At 38.0% G+C, this 18,304-nt stretch carries 18 protein-coding genes; 7 read left to right on the forward strand and 11 right to left on the reverse strand.

The genetic code is table 11. The features are described 5' to 3' along the window. The 4 genes from NST76_RS17490 to NST76_RS17505 form a co-directional block, all read right to left on the reverse strand. The gene (locus NST76_RS17490; RefSeq protein WP_342544216.1) at positions 1–1,131 is read right to left on the reverse strand and encodes a glycosyltransferase family 4 protein; all 1,131 of its coding nucleotides are present in this window, start codon (positions 1,129–1,131) and stop codon (positions 1–3) included. A gap of 11 nt (positions 1,132–1,142) precedes the next feature. Further along, the gene (locus tag NST76_RS17495) at positions 1,143–1,778 is read right to left on the reverse strand and encodes a sugar transferase (protein ID WP_036119603.1); all 636 of its coding nucleotides are present in this window, start codon (positions 1,776–1,778) and stop codon (positions 1,143–1,145) included. Between the two features lie 141 nt (positions 1,779–1,919). Then, on the reverse strand, positions 1,920–2,369 hold the full coding sequence (locus tag NST76_RS17500) for an SACOL1771 family peroxiredoxin (RefSeq protein ID WP_058844818.1): 450 nt from the start codon (positions 2,367–2,369) through the stop codon (positions 1,920–1,922). Positions 2,370–2,402: 33 nt separating this feature from the next. Continuing rightward, positions 2,403–4,004: a Na/Pi symporter gene (locus NST76_RS17505; protein WP_342545302.1), complete on the reverse strand. Its 1,602-nt coding sequence runs from the start codon at positions 4,002–4,004 to the stop codon at positions 2,403–2,405. A 212-nt stretch (positions 4,005–4,216) separates the two neighbouring features. Between NST76_RS17505 and NST76_RS17510 the strand changes: the two genes are divergently transcribed. Then, positions 4,217–4,840, forward strand: coding sequence for a 3-ketosteroid-delta-1-dehydrogenase (locus tag NST76_RS17510; protein ID WP_342544217.1), 624 nt, complete (start codon positions 4,217–4,219; stop codon positions 4,838–4,840). A gap of 39 nt (positions 4,841–4,879) precedes the next feature. On the opposite strand, the gene NST76_RS17515 is transcribed toward NST76_RS17510, so the two are convergent. Together NST76_RS17515 and NST76_RS17520 are read right to left on the reverse strand one after the other, a co-directional pair. Beyond that, positions 4,880–6,490 carry a GNAT family N-acetyltransferase gene (locus tag NST76_RS17515; protein WP_342544219.1) on the reverse strand — a complete coding sequence of 537 codons (1,611 nt, stop codon included), beginning with the start codon at positions 6,488–6,490 and terminating at the stop codon, positions 4,880–4,882. A gap of 136 nt (positions 6,491–6,626) precedes the next feature. After that, positions 6,627–8,315: an FAD-dependent oxidoreductase gene (locus tag NST76_RS17520; RefSeq protein ID WP_342544220.1), complete on the reverse strand. Its 1,689-nt coding sequence runs from the start codon at positions 8,313–8,315 to the stop codon at positions 6,627–6,629. A 234-nt stretch (positions 8,316–8,549) separates the two neighbouring features. Between NST76_RS17520 and NST76_RS17525 the strand changes: the two genes are divergently transcribed. Further along, positions 8,550–9,236 (forward strand): zinc transporter family protein, encoded by a 687-nt coding sequence (locus NST76_RS17525; protein ID WP_244504876.1) that lies wholly within the window; start codon positions 8,550–8,552, stop codon positions 9,234–9,236. Between the two features lie 38 nt (positions 9,237–9,274). Here the strand turns inward: NST76_RS17525 and NST76_RS17530 are convergent, their stop codons facing one another. Next, complete coding sequence (locus NST76_RS17530; protein ID WP_342544221.1) at positions 9,275–10,339, reverse strand: S-layer homology domain-containing protein; 1,065 nt, start codon at positions 10,337–10,339, stop codon at positions 9,275–9,277. Positions 10,340–10,678: 339 nt separating this feature from the next. Here NST76_RS17530 and NST76_RS17535 point away from each other — a divergent pair, with 339 nt between their 5' ends. Together NST76_RS17535 and NST76_RS17540 are read left to right on the forward strand one after the other, a co-directional pair. After that, the gene (locus NST76_RS17535) at positions 10,679–11,575 is read left to right on the forward strand and encodes a copper oxidase (protein ID WP_342544222.1); all 897 of its coding nucleotides are present in this window, start codon (positions 10,679–10,681) and stop codon (positions 11,573–11,575) included. Positions 11,576–11,796: 221 nt separating this feature from the next. Next, on the forward strand, positions 11,797–12,696 hold the full coding sequence (locus NST76_RS17540; protein WP_141904972.1) for a 3-hydroxyacyl-CoA dehydrogenase: 900 nt from the start codon (positions 11,797–11,799) through the stop codon (positions 12,694–12,696). A gap of 55 nt (positions 12,697–12,751) precedes the next feature. On the opposite strand, the gene NST76_RS17545 is transcribed toward NST76_RS17540, so the two are convergent. Both NST76_RS17545 and NST76_RS17550 read right to left on the reverse strand, forming a co-directional pair. Beyond that, positions 12,752–12,943 (reverse strand): hypothetical protein, encoded by a 192-nt coding sequence (locus tag NST76_RS17545; protein ID WP_036122865.1) that lies wholly within the window; start codon positions 12,941–12,943, stop codon positions 12,752–12,754. A gap of 3 nt (positions 12,944–12,946) precedes the next feature. Continuing rightward, the gene (locus tag NST76_RS17550) at positions 12,947–13,498 is read right to left on the reverse strand and encodes a sigma-70 family RNA polymerase sigma factor (protein ID WP_342544224.1); all 552 of its coding nucleotides are present in this window, start codon (positions 13,496–13,498) and stop codon (positions 12,947–12,949) included. A gap of 173 nt (positions 13,499–13,671) precedes the next feature. Here NST76_RS17550 and NST76_RS17555 point away from each other — a divergent pair, with 173 nt between their 5' ends. After that, complete coding sequence (locus NST76_RS17555; RefSeq protein WP_080717074.1) at positions 13,672–13,827, forward strand: YvrJ family protein; 156 nt, start codon at positions 13,672–13,674, stop codon at positions 13,825–13,827. Between the two features lie 117 nt (positions 13,828–13,944). Beyond that, positions 13,945–14,226 (forward strand): hypothetical protein, encoded by a 282-nt coding sequence (locus NST76_RS17560; protein ID WP_342544226.1) that lies wholly within the window; start codon positions 13,945–13,947, stop codon positions 14,224–14,226. 47 nt (positions 14,227–14,273) lie between these two features. Here NST76_RS17560 and NST76_RS17565 read toward each other — a convergent pair whose 3' ends face one another. Further along, positions 14,274–14,771 carry a GNAT family N-acetyltransferase gene (locus NST76_RS17565; RefSeq protein ID WP_330493708.1) on the reverse strand — a complete coding sequence of 166 codons (498 nt, stop codon included), beginning with the start codon at positions 14,769–14,771 and terminating at the stop codon, positions 14,274–14,276. A 652-nt stretch (positions 14,772–15,423) separates the two neighbouring features. Here NST76_RS17565 and NST76_RS17570 point away from each other — a divergent pair. Further along, complete coding sequence (locus NST76_RS17570; protein ID WP_036122875.1) at positions 15,424–16,860, forward strand: amino acid permease; 1,437 nt, start codon at positions 15,424–15,426, stop codon at positions 16,858–16,860. 303 nt (positions 16,861–17,163) lie between these two features. Here NST76_RS17570 and ald read toward each other — a convergent pair whose 3' ends face one another. Next, positions 17,164–18,291 (reverse strand): alanine dehydrogenase, encoded by a 1,128-nt coding sequence (gene ald, locus NST76_RS17575; RefSeq protein WP_342544228.1) that lies wholly within the window; start codon positions 18,289–18,291, stop codon positions 17,164–17,166. Positions 18,292–18,304: the final 13 nt, after the last annotated feature.

An 18,304-nucleotide genomic window follows, 5' to 3' on the forward strand; every position in this document is an offset into this window, starting at 1 on the left:
TTAATCCCCTTTCTTCACAAGTTCTGAAACAGCCTGTTGATACACTGTTACTGTTTTTTGATACATGGGGATAAACGTGAAATCCTGCAAGTAACGACGTTCACTTGCATTCCCCATTTGTTGCCTTAAAATAGTATCCATTAACAATGTACGAAGCCTCTTCTTCAATAATTCATATTCTTCTCGCCCTACTAAAAATCCATTATCCTTATCTGCAATAAGTTCATTCACACCACCTACATTTGTTGCAACAATTGGAAGACCTACACGCATTGCTTCAATGATAGAAATCGGCAAGCCTTCCCAATCTGACAACAATACAAATACATGGCTCTTCTCTAGATATGAATGAACGTCTAATTGATTGCCTAAAAAGGTTACACGATTCGTTAAACCATGCTGAACAACGAAATCCTCAAGAGCTGGACGTAAAGAGCCATCCCCAATTAATTGAAGATGCCAAGATAGATCAGTCAGCTCTGCTAATGCCTTTAGTAAAATATCCTGTCTTTTTGGCACTTCAAAACGAGCAACCATGATAATGATTGGCTGCTCCACGAATGTCTTTTCAGTTGCCTTGCTTCTCTCAATTCGATCAATTCCATTATGGATGGTCAGCAATTTATGAGCGGGCGCAACCTTTTCCAAGAGGGCTAGTTCCCGATCATATTCAGATACTGTAATTATTTTTGTTGTGAATGGCTGAACCGATTTTTCCACCCGATGATAGAGTAGCTTTTTCTTGCGGGGAACACCTTCTGTAAAACTCCAGCTATGTGCAGTAAAAACAGTTGGGATACGTAGTAAACCGCCAACGACACGACCTATTACACCTGCCTTAGATGAATGGGTGGCTACAACATCAGGTTGTATTCGTTTGAAGATTGCTCTTAATTGCCAAAATGTTTGAAAGTCTTTCGTTACATGAATATTTCTTTGCAAGGTAGGGATGGTGATCACTGGAATTTGTTGTTCTTGTAAGCACCATAATGAGGGCTGATAGGAACCTGTCACGACAGTGACTTCATGCCCATCTTGTTTGAGCTGGATAGCAAGTGCCTCCACATGCTTTTGTGCTCCTCCCACTTTATCCATTCGTGTAATAAGCTGAACAATCTTCAGTCTAGCCACTCCTTATTTCTTTAATAGGCACCTGTTCTTGCTACTACGACATAAAGTGTCTTCAACACAATTTGAACATCCATCCAAAAGGAATAATTTTCAACGTATTCAACATCATAAGAAATTTTTTGTCCATGTGAAATATTCGACCTACCGTTAATTTGGGCAAGACCCGTTAAGCCGGGTTTTACCTTCAGACGCCTGGCCTGTAGCGGGTTATACGCATTTGTAATGGTGGGAACCTCTGGGCGTGGTCCGACAATGCTCATCTCACCCTTTAACACATTTAAAAGTTGTGGAATTTCATCAATACTGAGCTTTCGAAGGATAGCACCCACTTTTGTAATCCGTGTATCTTGCTCTGTTTTAAAATAATAATCATCAGGGATACCGTCAGCACAAATAGCAGGCATATTCACTGGAATTGCTTGAATACACATGGTTCGTAGCTTCCAAATCACAAAGCGGTGATGATCGAGGCCAGTTCTTATTTGTTTAAAGAAAATAGGGCGACCTGTCGTCATGAGTAAAATGAGGAATACTATTAGCATAAGAGGGATTGTCATGAAAAGTAAAAATAATGCTCCAACTATATCAAATATTCTTTTGCCGTACTGACCATAGAATGTGAGATTCTGAGCTGTCTGAACGTGCAATACATCATCCTTTGCATTTTTTTAGCACTTATCACTATATATTCATTTTGAACATTTCTAGAACTATTAAAAAAAAGTGCCTCCTTTTATAAAAAAAAGAGTTATATCAGCGACCTATGCTGAATAACTCTTTTTGCCTTATTATATGCTTGCTTCCAAAATTTGAACATCACATTCAATCATAACGTTACCTTTTAACGCTTTACTAATCATACACGTTTGTTCCGCCTTTTGTGCTAAACGTTCCACTCTTTTTGCAAGTTGTTCTGATAATGCTTGGACAACAATCGTTGGATTATGCACAATTTTCTCATAAGTAAATACACCATTTTCTACACTGACAAACCCATGCGCTTGCATGGATAATTGCTGCACCTCAATTTCTGATCTTTCAAGGAGGGCTGCTAATGTAATTAAATAACACGTTGCCGCTGCCCCTAACAGCATTTCATCAGGATTTGTCCCAATGCCAGGTCCATTCATTTCCTGAGGAATAGAAATTTCTGTTTGCAAATTGCTTGCTTTGATGTTCCCTGTACCATTTCTTCCCTCTGCCCATGTTAAATCCATTGTAAATTGATGCTGAACCATTCTATATCCTCCTTCTGGAGATGAGTATTCCTTTTATTCAACTATTGCTGTGTTTTTTTCTGCCTCAACATGACGACCCTTTTTAGTTACGGTTTGATACTCAGCAAGGCGAGCCGTTGTACGCCAATAGTGATAAATAAGGCGATCAAGCCACAGTAAAGCCTCCACTTTCGATACGGCTGTCTCTAACTCTACCACATTTTCAACAGTATGCTCGAAGTACGCATTTCGTTTGTCACGTCGAACTGCCGCCATTTCGGAGGATGTAACCTCAAGCAGAGTTGCAATCTCAGGTAAACGCTCATCCTCATCGATAATCAATAGAACTTTTTCCAATACCTCTAACCATTTTTGAGTTAACGTCACCTGTAATTGGAAGGCATTAGGGTTCTGCTCACGTAATGCCTTAGATAGACGGTACAAATGATCTAAAGCATGTAAAAGTGCTATATGCTTAGAACGTTCCTTTTGCGAAGAAGATTGTATAGCATCCATAAATAAACGTGTTTTTTCAATCGCCTCATCAATTTGAGCTAATTGACTGTCTATTTCAGCTGTTCGTTTTTTCCCTTGTATAAGGGTAACAATGACAGTCGTCAATTCCTTGGTAATGTCCTGTAACGTATTGAAGGACACTTCTACAGCTACCCCTGGTAATTTAGCTACACTATCATCTAAATTCCGTGTTAAACGATTTCCTTTTTCAGGAATCATTTTTTCAATAGCCTTTGCGAAAGGGCGTACAAAAGGCACAAAAAGAATGGCTCCGATGACACTAAATAATGTATGGAAAACAGCAATGCCTAATGTTTGATCGAAGCTACCATTGATGGATTTCGTGACAAATTCGGTTAGTGTGAACATAAACGTTGCACCAAATGTCACTAGAATAGCCGTTACTACGTTGAACAATACATGTGTCACGGCTGTTCGTTTAGCAGCTGTTGATGCACCAATTGCAGCAAATAATGCTGTAGCAGTCGTACCAATATTTTGGCCAATAACTAAATAAGCTGCCTGTTCAAAATCGATAGCGCCTGCATATAAAGCTGTTAAAGTGGCGGCGATTGCGGCACTAGAAGCCTGCATAATAACCGTCATAATAAGGCCTAATACAATTAAAATTAGTATTCCACTAATAGAATTTGCACTAAATGCATCGAATGGAATTTTATCCTGTACAGCTGCCATTCCTCCCTGCAGGACATCAATACCTAAGAATAATAATCCAAAGCCAGTAACTAGCCCACCAACTGCTTTGTAATCACGAGGAGCAAGCAATTGCACAAACACACCAAGGGCAATGAAAGGCAGTGACATTGTCTGCATATTAATTTTGAAGCCGATTAGTGAAATAATCCAACCAGTACTTGTACTCCCAATATTGGCGCCAACAATGACACCAATTGATTGGACAAACGTGAGGAGACCCGCACTGACAAAACCAATGGTAATCAAGGTAGTGGCAGTGGAGGATTGCACTAGCATCGTCATCAATGTTCCTGATAATACCGAGCTAATGGTCCCACCTGTAAAACGATTTAGCCATTTTTTCAAGGCATCTCCTGCCAATTCCTTCAAACCGTTAGTTAACATCGTCATCCCAAGTAAAAATAAACCGATGCCCCCTAGCACATTGATCAACCTATCAACACTCCCTACTAAATAATCTCTATTGATGCTCGACTCCTTTTTGGAGACGTTTTATTTCTTCATCGTACCATTATTGAATTTGAGAAAATAGGGATGTTTTCCTTTAACGAACAAAATAATCCATAATTTTACGAAAAACAAGATGATAATTTTTATGGTAGAATAGAATAAATAATTATTTAGGAGATTTTCAAATGATTTTAACAAAGCAAGAAGCAATACAAGCACTAAAAAAGAATAAGTTTATCGGTTTTACAATTACAACAGGCAATATTATTATGAAAAAGATCAATAAAACCGAATATAATATTTTTGTCTTTGAAGAAGGTCGAGATAAACCTTTACGTTATGTTGGTTCTATTATGAACGTTATGGCGACAATGAGCGATAAAGCTTCTAATAAAGATTTTGTCATTGTTGAACAACTTCCAGCAGCAAGCAGCAATGAGGAAACGCAAACTTCTAATCAACAGGCAGCAACAGAAGAAAAAGGAGCACCAGCGATAGAAAAGGAAGAAACTGTAGCTGAAGGAACAGAAGAAAGCCGTGCTATTGCTGGCTATGAAGGGCTATATGAAATGACTGTGAGTGGTCGCATTTTAACGGTCCGTGAAAATCGTCCTTTAGCTCGTTGTAATGACGAATACGGCTTCCATATTGCACGACTAACGAAGGATGGCAAAGCATCCAGTCATAATGTCTTTGAGCTTTGGAAGCAAACATTCCCTGAACTTGAGCACACTCATTTCAAAGGTGCGTTAAAAGCAAAATATGGTACAGGCTGTAAACTAATCGATAAACCTGGTATCCATTTTTAATGAAACACCCTCAGCAAAAAAAGCTGAGGGTGTTATTTTTTAGAATTGATATATTTTTCGCCATTTGAACAACTTCACAATGTGAATTTTGGCTACCTTATGGAACCCAGCATACTGAAGCTTGCGCCGCCTGTGTCCATCATACCATGAAGCGATTGTACAAACCGATCTCCCTTCACGCTGCACATCAGCCACAATGTCAGCTAGTCGCTGGCTATCATATTCCCTGATAAAGGACATATTTTCTGGCAGCTCATAAGAATAGTCAAGCATTTCTTCAATTGCTATTCTATCGTGTCTCCTATATAAAACTTGATTGTTTTCCCCAAACAGCCGATAGCCCTTATAGAAACTAGCAACATAATGTGCTCGCTCATTCAGCGTCATGATATCCTTCATTGTTATCTCTTGAAAGTTTACTAATTCTTTTGCTTGATTTTGCTCTGCGATATAAACGTCTAATATATGAATGGCTAGAATTCGTTGGAGTCTGCTTGTTAAAGCCTTTAACCAATTTTTTGCACTGGCATTCTTCACAAAATAACGCAGTTCCCCTAGTCGATCTCTCTTCAATTTCACTAGCTGATGATTATTCGTTAATAGACCTTTCAGGCGATCACGAAATACCATCCATGTTCGAATAACACGCTCTTTGACCCCTTTTGTACTCATGACAAACTTCCTTGTGAAATCAATATGTGTATACCATTCAAACTTATATGGCTCATATCCACTTCCTAAGTCATAATAACGATAGCCAGAGTCATGGGCTTTTAACATATTTTCTTTTTCTATGATGCGACCAGGACCAAATAGATTGAAATCAGGCTCATGTCCCATTGCCTGACAGAAGTTACGCTCTCTACAGCATAGATCAATGGTAAAAGCAATCCACTGCCCTTCAAATTGCAAATGATCTACTTCTACTCGTAATACCTTGCTGTTCGTTTTGGCTAATCGTTCATAAAATAAGCGAGTTTGCTTTGCTGTAAAACCACTTTTATCAATTTTCTTTTGCCATCTTCTTGTAAATAACGTAAACATATCCTGTATATGATTGTGCTTCACACTTTGAAAGACTACTTGACCAAGTGACCTTAATTTATGTTCACGGCGCTTTAAGCCTTTGAATTTTTTCCGGTGCTTTTTCAAAAACTCATCCAATGAGATCGATTGAAAATCTATATAGGATGTTACTGTTCGAAATATAGAATAAGGCATCTGGTATTCTATGGCATACTTTTCAAGCGCTTGCGAGGTAATTTTACTTTCTAACAAGCCATGAAATACTAACAAATAACGCTTATATTTTTGGCTAAATTCCTTCATTAAATAAGCAATTGCCTGCTCTAGCCATCGCTTTTCTGCTATCACTTCCATATAGGTCGCAAATCCTTGTCCTATAAAGCTAAAATGATGGATTCCATACCTCACAGAATGAATGAACGGAAAAAAAGCAATGGCTATGCCTTCATTTTCGACTACATAAATCTCTACATTGTCATGAGCCCCTAGTGTTGTCCACCACGTTGAGATCCATTCGTATTCAATAAAAGGATTATTATTATGCTCTCGTTCAAGTATTCCTGACCAAGTACTTCTATAGGGCTCTAATGTTTCAATGTCCGTGATGAGTCTATAAGCTAGCAACGTACTAAATCGCTCCTTTTTCCGTTTTCATCGCCATACATTTAGTAGCCACTATATTCCTAGCAAGAAAGTGTTAGAACATTTCCCCAATGTAAAAACCCTTCCTCATCAGCGTGCTGGAAGGGTTCCGTCCAATTTATACATTTACAAGTGATGCCTCTTCTTTTGCTACTCCTTTGGCCATATATGTTGTCGCCACATAGCTTAAAGTCATACCAGGTCCAATGGTCGCTCCTGGTCCGGGATATGTTTCTCCCATAATAGACGCTGAACAATTGCCAGAAGCATATAAACCTTCGATTGGTTCACCATCTTTCTTAATCACCCGAGCATATTCGTCCACAACTAAACCGCCTTTTGTACCAATATCTCCTGGATATAAACGCAATGCATAGAACGGGGCTTTCTTTATCTCTGCCAAATTTGGATTTGGTAATGTCGGGTCCCCATAGTAATTATCATAGGCGCTATCTCCTCGATAAAAATCATCATCATGACCGTTCCGTGCAAAGTCATTAAAACGATCTACCGTCGCTACTAGTCTCTCAGCTGGCACATCCATTTCTCTGGCAAGCTCTTCAATCGTCTCCGCACTTTTCACGATGCCATGATCATACCAACTTTTCGGGAAGGCTTGTCCTGGAAACAGCCCTGTAAAAATATAACGGCTTTTAGCAGAGGCATCAATCAATATCCAGGAAGGAACAGCCTGCTCTGTAGCTTCTTGATGCTTGTACATCCTCTCTACAAATTCATGATAGGGTGCCGCTTCATTAACAAAACGTTGCCCTGTGCTATCCACTACCATCATATTCGGTACACCGCGATCTGCCACTAGGAAGAATGGTTGCCCTTGCGGATCAATAACAGAAGGCGCTCCCCACACTTTATCCATTAAATCTAACGTAGCGCCAATTTTCACGCCAGGTTCAATGATGTCGCCTGTCTGCCCTTCTGGTGAAGAAGTCCACGCAGCATTCGTTGGGCTAGGTAAATACTTTTCGCGGAGTGCCTGATTATGTGAAAAGCCACCTGATGACAGAACAACACCCTTCTTTGCCTCAATGCGCTGCTCTTGCCCATCACGTTCCACAACGATGCCAATCACTCGTCCCTTGTCCATAATGAAATCTTTAAAGGCAGTCGATAGCCAAAGCTCGCCATTTGCCTCCGCAAGAGAGAGCCGTAAACGTGCCACTAAAGCCTCGCCTAAAGCTACTGGGTCACTCTTTGTCACCTTTGATTTTACTAAACGCACCCCTAATTTCAGTGCAGTCGTTTTTCCTTGCAACGTTCGTGTAATCATATTCACCTTATGAAACTCGTAACTATTCATCGTAAAGCCTTTTGTTGATAGTGTTGCCCGACGCATAGTATTCGCTAAAGAACCCATTTTCGTTAAATCGAAAATCAGTGGTTCAATGGAACGTCCCTGTGACAAGCCACCGGGTTTTTCAGGATAATAATCCGAGTAGCCTTTTGCATACTGGAAGCGTATATGCTTAGTTTTATTGTATAAAAAGCGTAACATTTCAGGTCCTCTCGTAATATAAGCTTCCTTTAACGCTTCTGGCACACGATCACCGATTGTTGAATCTAAATATTGGCGTGCAAGCTCATGTGTATCTGGAACACCTGCGCCTTTAATGACATGATTATTCGGAATCCATAAGGCACCGCCTGAAATAGCAGAAGCACCGCCGTAGCGATCTGTTTTTTCAATCACTAATGATTTCAATCCTTGTAATTTTGCTGTTAAACCTGCTGTCAATCCTGCTGCACCTGATCCTACTACAACTACATCATAACTTGCATCCCATTTCATTCAACCATTCCTCCCTATATGAGCTTAATCGATGAATCTGGTCTTTCTATTAAAAAGTATAAAATTAAACTAATATTCAGTCAATTGAATGAATTCGCTATTTTCCTACATTATGAAATTATCCACTGCTTTCTAGATACATTCTTGCAAGCATATTCATGTCCAATTAGCATATATTTGGAAAAATGACATTAAAGTTTATGATAGGGCGGAGGAACTTTACAGGTGAGTGCAATGATACTTGGCGGATTTCTATTTTTCAGTGTGAGCATTGGGGGTGCGATTGCCTGGATTTTCTCTAAGCTATTTCAGCATACGACACAGGGATTATCATTATTATGTGGGGGCTTTCTAGTAGGCATACTTGTGCTAGATATCATCCCTTCTTCATTTCAAATCTATCAATCATTCGGTATTATACTAGGCATTTTTATCGGTTATTTCATCTTTCAACTACTAGACACCCTATTTCATGCTTCACATACACAAAATCCATCGGTTTCTCTCCTAACTCTTGCTATGATTATCCATACAATCCCTATTAGTCTCACTGTTGGAAACTTACTTGGAAATGCTGCCTTAAGTATTTCGCTCACAGCCTCTATTATTCTTCATCATGTTCCAGAAGGCTTTGCTCTTTCAACCGCACTTATTTCTCAGGGGGAAAAGCTATGGAGACTTTTCATTTATTTCTTTATCTTCTCTATTTTCTTTAGTATCTTTATTTGGTTTGGACAATACTGGTCTTTGACGGAGAAAGCACAGGGGGTCTTAATGGGGATATCGATAGGATTAATTGCCACGGCTAGTATTTCTGAATTTATTTTGCATCAGCTACAGAAAGTCTCATTTAAATCATTTTTTATCTACCTCTTTTTAGGCTATTTCCTCAGCTATATTTTCCATATACTTGTGGAGTAAAAAAAGGGTGTCTCTAATATTAGAGACATCCTTTTTCATTATTCTTCTTCACTTAGTAGCATTAAAGTAAGCGTTAAAATTTTAGAAACCTCTGCACGAGTCAGATTTCCTTTCGGGTTAAACTTCCCATTAGTGCCATTTAAAATTCCTAAATGTTGTAAGAGACCAATAGCTTCTACTGTTTCTTTACGCATTTGATTTTTATCTGTGAAAGTATTAGTTGTGCTCACTTGTGAAACATTAACTTCCATACTTTCTAAATATCTAGCAGTAATGTATGCCATTTCCTCGCGTGTAACAGGCTTTTTCGGCTCAAATTTTTCACCATTAAAAATATCAATTAAGCCATACTCTTCTAGAATCGCTACTTCCTTTGCACCCCAGAATCCATTCAGGTCCGTATAAGTAGCTGGTCCCTCATAATCTTCATTTACATTTAAGCCAGATGCTCGGAAAATAATGGCCGCTAATTCTCCTCTAGTTACTTGTCCATTCGGATTAAAAGTTGTGGCAGATGTACCCGTGATAATATCAGCTTGATATAGCAATTGGATATAGCTCTCAGCCCAATGACCAATGGCATCCTTAAAATAACCACCTGGCTTTAACTCAACATCTGCACGAGCAAATACTTGAACCATATCATTTAAATCCTCTGTGCTAACAGCTTCCCATTTCCCTGCTGTATAAACTTCACTCTTAAAACCATTGCCAGTTTGAGTAATTTTTATTTGAATCGCATTACCGAATAACTTTTTAAGCTCTTCGTAGTTTTCTTTAAATTCTTTTTCTCCCTCTGGATATAGGTTTGTACCATCCTTGTAGGATTGAAGAATCGACTCTAACGAAATTTTTACTGTAATACTATTTTTCGTTGTAACAATCGAGACTTCATCATTCTCAAAGCCTATTTTAGATAGCAATAGCATTTTATAAATATCTTGATAGGACATTGCCTGTAATTGACTAGTAGCTGCAACAGCCTGCTTTGGATGGATAATATTTGCCACATTTACAGTTTCCTGTGCCTGTGCCTGTCCACCAAATCCTCCTGTTAAACATGCAATACTTAGTGCACCAGCTAACATTACTTTTTTCATCATTCTTCCTCCTTCAATTCATACACCAAGTGTACTAAAACAGGACTTAGTAAATCTATAAAAATATGTAAATAATTCAATAATTATAAGAAAGACCTATTTATTACATACTAAAATTTTACTACTTCTCTTTTTATTTCGGCATGTATTCAATTAAGCGACAAGGTAATTTTTTATTATTTCTAAAAAAATTTAATAATATTACCGCCTTATATTAATTACTAGCATGATTTTTATGTGTGTTTCTAGTCATAGATGCTATTGAAACCATCCGCCTCACATGTCCTAAATTTAACAACGACAAACATACAATAGAAAATCATACTTACAGGAGGCTTCTTAATGGTTATCACCCCTGGTATTAAAGATTTACCCTATGTCATGCAAGTAAATGGTACGAAGTTTTTCACTTTGATTGCAGAAGAAATAATGTGGGAGCTTGTCGATGGAATCTTCATTCATGCGTGGGGCTACAACGGTTCCACACCTGGGCCAACCATTCGTGTTTATCCGGGGGATCATATATGTATTCGTGTCATTAATCGACTACCTGAAAAAACTAGTGTACATTGGCACGGCTTACTTGTCCCGAACACAATGGATGGTGTTCCTCCCATTGAACCGTCACCTTTTATCGAGCCAGGGCATTATTTCGATTATCATTTTACAATTAAAAACCCTCCTGGAACATATATGTATCATTCGCATGTGAATGTCGCTGTGCAAGATAATGCTGGCCTTTTAGGCGGATTTATCGTTGAAGACCCATGCTTACAAAACACTTCTCAGCACAAGGATTATCTATGCCTATTACAAGAATGGGCTGTCGATCAATTATCCTGGGGGAAGCTTACAAAAGGTACGTATCCTTTAAACTTTATTAAGCCTGAATTTAATTTCTTCACGATCAATGGCAAATGCTATCCTTTCACAAAGCCATTAGCCGTACATTTAGGTGATACTGTAAAAATTCGTTTTGGCAACATCCAAATGCATCACCATCCCATCCATTTACACGGTCACCAATTCCATGTCGTTGGGGCCGATGGTTTTCCTATCGCTAGCCACACACAAATTGCTAAAAACACCATTCTTGTTGCCTCTGGTGAAACATGGGATATAAGCTTTACGGCTAATAACCCTGGTATCTGGCCCATCCATTGCCATATGCCCCATCATGTTACAAACAATGGCGCACCTGGTGTTGGGGGCATGTTTACTACAGTGAATTATCTTTAACATGGAGGACAGCTTAAAAGCTGTTCTTTTTAACGTTATATTTCTTTATTATTGGGTACATACTTGATAAGGAACATCACATAAAGCTTTATATCTCTATAATATTAGAGTCTATCATTTGATTTTTATTGAAGGTTAGAAGTAGTATGGAATTGTAACGAAGGATTATCTACCTATCCACACTATTATATTAATGTAACAATTTCAAAGGAGGAATTTCGATGAATTATCAAAACATTACGGTTGCAGGTAGCGGTGTATTAGGAAGTCAAATTGCTTACCAATCTGCTTTCAAAGGTTTTAATGTAACCGTTTACGACATTAATGACGAGGCTCTAAAAAATGCACAGGATCGCATTACAAATTTAAAACCCTTGTATCAACAAGACCTAGGTGCAACACAAGAAGAAGTAGATGCTGCTTATGCACGTCTTACTTTTAATAGTGACTTAGCTCAAGCTGTTGCGAATGCGGACCTTGTAATTGAAGCAATTCCTGAGGTTGTGAGCATCAAAACTGAGTTTTACACAAATCTAGGCAAAGTAGCACCGGCAAAAACAATCTTTGCAACAAACTCGTCTACTTTATTACCTAGTCAATTTGCTGAGGCAACTGGACGCCCTGAGAAATTTTTAGCTCTCCACTTTGCAAATACTATTTGGAAAAACAATACAGCTGAAATTATGAAACACCCTGGTACAGATATGAAAGTATTTGATGAGGTTGTAGAATTTGCACGTGCAATCGGCATGGTACCTCTACCATTATATAAAGAACAACCTGGCTATATTTTAAACTCATTGCTTGTGCCATTTTTAGATGCAGCTGAATCTTTGCTTGTAAAGGAAGTAGCTGATCCAGAAACGATTGATAAAACATGGATGATTGGTACTGGTGCTCCACTTGGGCCATTTGCTATCCTAGACATCGTCGGCATTAACACAGCCTATAACATTGTGGAAGCGAAAGCAAATGCTACTGACGATGAAAACATGAAAAAATTAGCTAACCTATTAAAAACAGAGTACATTGAAAAAGGTAAACTTGGTCGTGCAACTGGCGAAGGCTTCTACACATATCCAAACCCAAGCTTTGCTAAACCAGACTTCTTAAAAGGTTAATGCTTCAAAAGAGCAATTATCCCATTAAAAAGGAAAATTGCTCTTTTCTTTTGTTTCATGTAAAGAAATCCCAAAATCCAGGTGTGTCCTTAAATTCTTTTGTCGCCATTTTTTCAATAATTTTTAATTTGATCTCCTGTTCCAGATCCTCTCTTTCCTGATAACTTGTTTGATGAAGACACTGCTTAATTTTTGGCATGAAGTTCTCAATGATTATTAGCGTCTCCTCATTGTAGTTGTTTTCCATTGATTATCTCTCCTCTTTTTTAAGCATCTGCTGAAGTTTCTTTAATGCCTTTCGATGTAGATTGGATATATTTTGAGGTGATGTGTGTAATGTTTCTGCTATTACTTTAATCGAACAGTCTTTGACATAAATCAGCTCTAAAATTTGAAGTTGCTTGCCCGTTAATGTTTTTAAAGCTTTAAAGAGCTGTTCGTTTTCAACCATGTCCAATAATCCTCCCTCAATTTTTACGTCTCCTCTAGTACACTCAGTCTCAAATAGGTCATTATCTACGATTAATAAGAAGCGGTTTTGCAATCTTCTCCTTTTTTTATCAAAATCCAAGCTGAAGAAATAAATTAAACTGCTGACATATGTTATTTTTCGAACCCTTATATAGTGAGTTTGAAAAATTTCATCAACCATTTTCCTATTACAATCGGTTGGATATAAAATGGCATTTTGAACCAAATATAGATTTTTAGCATCAGCTAAAAAACTTCTAATAATTGGATTTTTAATCTGCTCTATATTCCTGCGAAAAAACGCCTCTATTTTTTGATGCTCATTACACATTATTATCACTCCTATCTATCCCTCTTCTTGCTAAATAAAGTGAATATCCTCTCTCTATTATAAACCAAAAACAGAACAAACGTTCTATTTAAGATTAATTTATATTGATTTTATGGTGCAGAAATTCACTTTAGTCATTGTAAGGCACAACAATATTGAAGGAGGAAGATGTCATGATTACACCTGAAACGATTCAAATATGGGTTAGCTTAATTGGAAACTCTGGTTTCCCTATTGCCATTACCATCTATCTCTTTGTGCGATTCGAAAAGAAAATAGAGGTTTTAGAAGCGGTCATCTTGAGATTATTAGATAAAATGGAGCAATAATCAGCCTAAAAAAATTTACGGCAGCACTCTTTAAAAGGAATGCTGCCGTGTGACTTAACCGTGCAAATTCATACAATATATGTAAGAACAAATACTTTTTAGATGGGAGGGGATTTTATGAATCACAATAACATGCTGTCACCGAATATTGCCATGACCCTTTTTATCATGCTTGGCATTTCCTATAATTACTTTTACGATTCATTCGCCATTCAAATTGAATACTTAGGCAATCTAGGATTTTGGCTAACACTCCCCTTATCAATTATTATTATTGTGTTGAGTATATGGCTACTTAAAAAGAAAGTGCCCATTGTTAGCACTTTACTTATACTTGTTATGGCTGGTATTACTTTAGTCATTGCATTATTTTCATTGTTCCATTGGAGTTCACCATAAAAAAGAAATGCCTTTGAAGGCTGACTTCAAAGGCATTTCTTTTTTTACTAGATGTACAGCACCATATAATCTTCATCAACATATTGCTGTCCTATTTTTAACGCACGCTTTTCTGTTCCAAACACCTGAAAGCCTAGCGATTTATATAGCCCTTTTGCTGAATCATTGGAAGACACAACCGTTAAATTGATCTGCTCAACGACCGCTAATACCTTTGCTTGATTAATGACGGCTAACATTAAATGTTTACCTAAGCCAAGCCCTCGCTTTTTTGGAGAAACATAAACGGCAAAAATATTTGCTTTATGCTTTAGCTTCATTTTATTTTCCTGTACCAATGTCGCAACGCCCAGCAAATCATTCTGTTCAAATGCCCCGAATGTAAACGATTCCTGCCCCTCGAGTCTACTTGCAAATAAGGCAAGCCCCATATCCTTTTCCTCTTCAAAGCTAGAACCAAATGCCTCCGGATTCATTTGGAGTCCCTCTAATCTCAATTGACGATATACCGCAGCATCTGCTGCTGTTAAAAGCCTAATTTCCATTCTTCCCCTCCTATAACACTTTTCATTTTTATCGACCATAGCGAATAGCATTTGATGTATTTTTTCAAGAAAATGAAGGAGGTTAAAATAGATGTCTAGCAGTATCGCGAAACACACTCTTATACTGTCGGTGAACACTATTAGCAGTACAAGAAAAATACACTTTGTACTAAGTAATCAAGACATAGAGCAACCTTAACGAAACAATCGTTTTGCAAGCGTTCTTAAAAGATTTTGCTAGGCAAACCCAATGCATATTTTCAAGCTATACAGTTGCTGGTTATTTATAGAAGACATCATTTTCGTATAACACTAGGGATTTTTCAGAAGATTTGTTTTCTTATCAAGCATAACCTCTACTAAATAAGTGATATAGTATCAATTATTTACGGAAATGATTTTATTAAGCATAAAGGATAATTATATATGAAACACCTTACTTTTAGTGATTATAATCCGTTGTTGATAAAATAAACAAACCAAATTACATACATTAAAGAGAAAAAAGATATATATTCAGAAAATTACGACATATTATATTGACACTGTGTCATTTTTAATTTAGTATATGCATAGATTCACCAGATTTTTTAGAAATGATAGAAAGAAGTTGATCTATGAAAGATGAAATTTACACAAAGGGGATGAAAGAATGGTTAAACATAACCACAGTATGGAAGACATTATGGAACGTGAGCAAGGTTTAAACAAGGGATTAAAGACAAATCAAATTACGATGATTGCCATTGGAGGTGCCATTGGGACAGGGTTATTTCTCGGCAGTAGCTTAGCCATCGGTCTAGCTGGTCCAAGTGTTATTGTGAGTTACGCTATAGGAGCTCTCATTGCACTATTACTAATGGGTTGTCTCGCAGAAATGACGGTTGCGCACCCTACAACTGGATCATTTGGTGCTTATGCTGAAAAATACGTAAATTCCTGGGCAGGATTTGCTATTCGGTATTCCTATTGGTTCTCATTAATCTGTTCAATTGGTACAGAGGTGACCGCTGTTGCCCTTTATATGCGGTATTGGTTCCCAAGTGTACCCAATGCTGTATGGATTATATTATTTGCTGCTATACTGCTTTATGTAAACGCTACCACAGTGAAATTATTTGGCGCTGTAGAATATTGGTTCTCCGTTATTAAAATCACTGCGATTGTCGGCTTTATTATTTTAGCTAGTATTGTTATTTTCGGGGCAGATAGCTCCTCCAATATTGGCATCCAAAACTACTTCAATGATGGCGGCTTTTTCCCACATGGTTTTTGGGGAATGTGGATGGGTATATTTATTTCATTATTTAGTTATCTAAGTATTGAAATGATTGCTGTAAGTGCTGGGGAAGCAGAGAACCCAAGGAAAGCTGTCCCAATTGCATTAAAATCAGCTGTGATTCGTTTAATTTTATTTTATATTGTAACACTTGTACTAATGCTGATGATTGTCCCTTGGGGAATGGCAGGTGCAGACAAGAGCCCATTCGTTAAAGTAATGGAAATATTAAATATTCCTGGTGGCGCATCCATGATGAACTTTGTTGTTCTAATCGCAGCGCTTTCGGCTATGAATAGCCAGCTTTATATTTCTACTCGTATGATGTTCTCACTTTCACGGGGTGGCTTTGCTCCGAAGCAATTGGGTAAGCTTAACAAAAGACAAGTTCCGACGAGGGCATTGCTCGCATCTGTTATCGGTATTATCATTGCTACAGCATTTTCGATTTTCAAGCCAGAATCAGCTTTATCGCTTATGATTTCAATTTCAAGCTTTGGCGCTATGTTTGCGTGGTTTATGATTTTCATTACGCATCTATTTTTCCGTAAAAAATACAAACCGATAGATGGAGAAAAACTACCTGTACGTATGATTGGTTATCCTTATTTAACCATTTTAGGAGCCGTTCTATTAGCTTCTGTCGTATTATCAACATGGTTCTCTCCTGATTTTAAAGCAACATTACTTGTCGGCTTCCCTTGGCTTATCTTCATTTCCATCTGCTATTATATTTGGAAACGAATAAACATAGCAAAAAATCGTGTCATCACAAATGATCTTGAGGAAGAGCAAGTAGAAACCATATAGCATAGTTGTTAAAGCGCTAAAACTAATAAGATACCTCCAGGATAGGAAATTCTCTATCCGTCTTGGAGGTATTTTTCAGATGAATAAAATGGAAAAATAGTTCCTAGAAAACCAGATGTAAACTTGATCTTAATACTATTAGAAAGCAAAGCCATTCAGTTCAAAAAATCTATTGATTGTACACATAGCTAACAGCCAGATAAAGATGCTACTATATAAAAGGCCTGAGTTCCTATACTATACTGAACTCAGACCTTTTCAATTTCTTTTTACATACATACAATCTCATTTCTTCGAGTACGATTACACGATTTGCCCCTTTAATAGGTTCTCTGCGCTTTCACATGGTAGCTGTAAAGCTTCAGCAACCTTACGCATTGTAATTATACCTTGATAAACATTCAAACCTTTTCGCAATGATTCGTTTTGTAATAGTGCTTCCTTATAGCCCTTTGCTGCAATTTGTATAGCATATGGTAATGTCACATTCGTTAAAGCCATTGACGATGTTTTCGGCACTGCACCTGGCATATTACCAACTGCATAATGCACAACACCGTGTTTTTCGTATGTTGGATTATCATGTGTTGTTACACGGTCTGCTGTTTCCACAATTCCTCCTTGATCAATGGCCACATCTACGATAACAGAGGCTGGCTGCATGGCTTTCACCATCATCTCTGTCACAAGTCGGGGCGCCTTGGCACCAGGAATAAGTACTGCACCAATAACCAAATCTGCTGTTTTCAATTGTTCTGCAATGTTGAAACTATTGGATAGCAACGTTTGAATACGATCCCCAAATATCTCTTCAAGCTGGCGAAGTCGAGCAGGATTGACATCTAAAATCGTTACATTTGCACCTAAGCCTACAGCAGTCTTTGCTGCATTATAGCCGACAACCCCACCACCTATAATGGTTACATTACCTTTTGCCACACCTGGCACACCGCTTAGTAAAATACCTTTACCACCATTTGTTTTTTCTAGATAATGTGCACCGATTTGCGCAGCCATTCGACCAGCCACTTCTGACATCGGAGCAAGAAGTGGCAGGCTTCCATCAGCTAATTGGACCGTTTCATAAGCAATGGCTACTACTTCTTTTTCTAAAAGTGCCTTCGTTAATGCTTCATCTGCTGCTAAATGTAAGTAGGTAAATAAGATTTGTCCTTTGTAAAAATAATCATATTCTGAAGCGATTGGCTCTTTTACCTTTAGGACCATTTCGGCAGCCCATACGTCCTTCGCCGTTGGAACGATGGTTGCACCAGCTTCCATATAGTGCTCATCTGTAAAATTCGAGCCAAGACCTGCGTTCGATTCAACAAGTACTATATGACCTGCAGCTATTAAAACACTTGCACTTGCAGGCGTTAAAGCAACACGGTTTTCCATTACTTTTATTTCTTTAGGTACACCAATAATCATTCCATTACTCCTT

Origin of the sequence: Lysinibacillus sp. FSL W7-1291 (assembly GCF_038593415.1) — a bacterium.
In the GTDB taxonomy this organism is placed as follows: domain Bacteria; phylum Bacillota; class Bacilli; order Bacillales_A; family Planococcaceae; genus Lysinibacillus; species Lysinibacillus fusiformis_D.

What these genes read in the sequence shown, in the direction of transcription:
- NST76_RS17570 (WP_036122875.1), top strand. Translation starts at nt 15,424, where the DNA reads ATGGTTAAACATAACCACAGTATGGAAGACATTATGGAACGTGAGCAA.
- NST76_RS17510 (WP_342544217.1), top strand. Translation starts at nt 4,217, where the DNA reads ATGATTTTAACAAAGCAAGAAGCAATACAAGCACTAAAAAAGAATAAG.
- NST76_RS17565 (WP_330493708.1), bottom strand. Translation starts at nt 14,771, where the DNA reads ATGGAAATTAGGCTTTTAACAGCAGCAGATGCTGCGGTATATCGTCAA.
- NST76_RS17550 (WP_342544224.1), bottom strand. Translation starts at nt 13,498, where the DNA reads ATGTGTAATGAGCATCAAAAAATAGAGGCGTTTTTTCGCAGGAATATA.
- NST76_RS17500 (WP_058844818.1), bottom strand. Translation starts at nt 2,369, where the DNA reads ATGGTTCAGCATCAATTTACAATGGATTTAACATGGGCAGAGGGAAGA.
- NST76_RS17525 (WP_244504876.1), top strand. Translation starts at nt 8,550, where the DNA reads ATGATACTTGGCGGATTTCTATTTTTCAGTGTGAGCATTGGGGGTGCG.
- NST76_RS17555 (WP_080717074.1), top strand. Translation starts at nt 13,672, where the DNA reads ATGATTACACCTGAAACGATTCAAATATGGGTTAGCTTAATTGGAAAC.
- NST76_RS17540 (WP_141904972.1), top strand. Translation starts at nt 11,797, where the DNA reads ATGAATTATCAAAACATTACGGTTGCAGGTAGCGGTGTATTAGGAAGT.
- NST76_RS17530 (WP_342544221.1), bottom strand. Translation starts at nt 10,339, where the DNA reads ATGATGAAAAAAGTAATGTTAGCTGGTGCACTAAGTATTGCATGTTTA.
- ald (WP_342544228.1), bottom strand. Translation starts at nt 18,291, where the DNA reads ATGATTATTGGTGTACCTAAAGAAATAAAAGTAATGGAAAACCGTGTT.
- NST76_RS17545 (WP_036122865.1), bottom strand. Translation starts at nt 12,943, where the DNA reads ATGGAAAACAACTACAATGAGGAGACGCTAATAATCATTGAGAACTTC.
- NST76_RS17535 (WP_342544222.1), top strand. Translation starts at nt 10,679, where the DNA reads ATGGTTATCACCCCTGGTATTAAAGATTTACCCTATGTCATGCAAGTA.
- NST76_RS17560 (WP_342544226.1), top strand. Translation starts at nt 13,945, where the DNA reads ATGAATCACAATAACATGCTGTCACCGAATATTGCCATGACCCTTTTT.
- NST76_RS17520 (WP_342544220.1), bottom strand. Translation starts at nt 8,315, where the DNA reads ATGAAATGGGATGCAAGTTATGATGTAGTTGTAGTAGGATCAGGTGCA.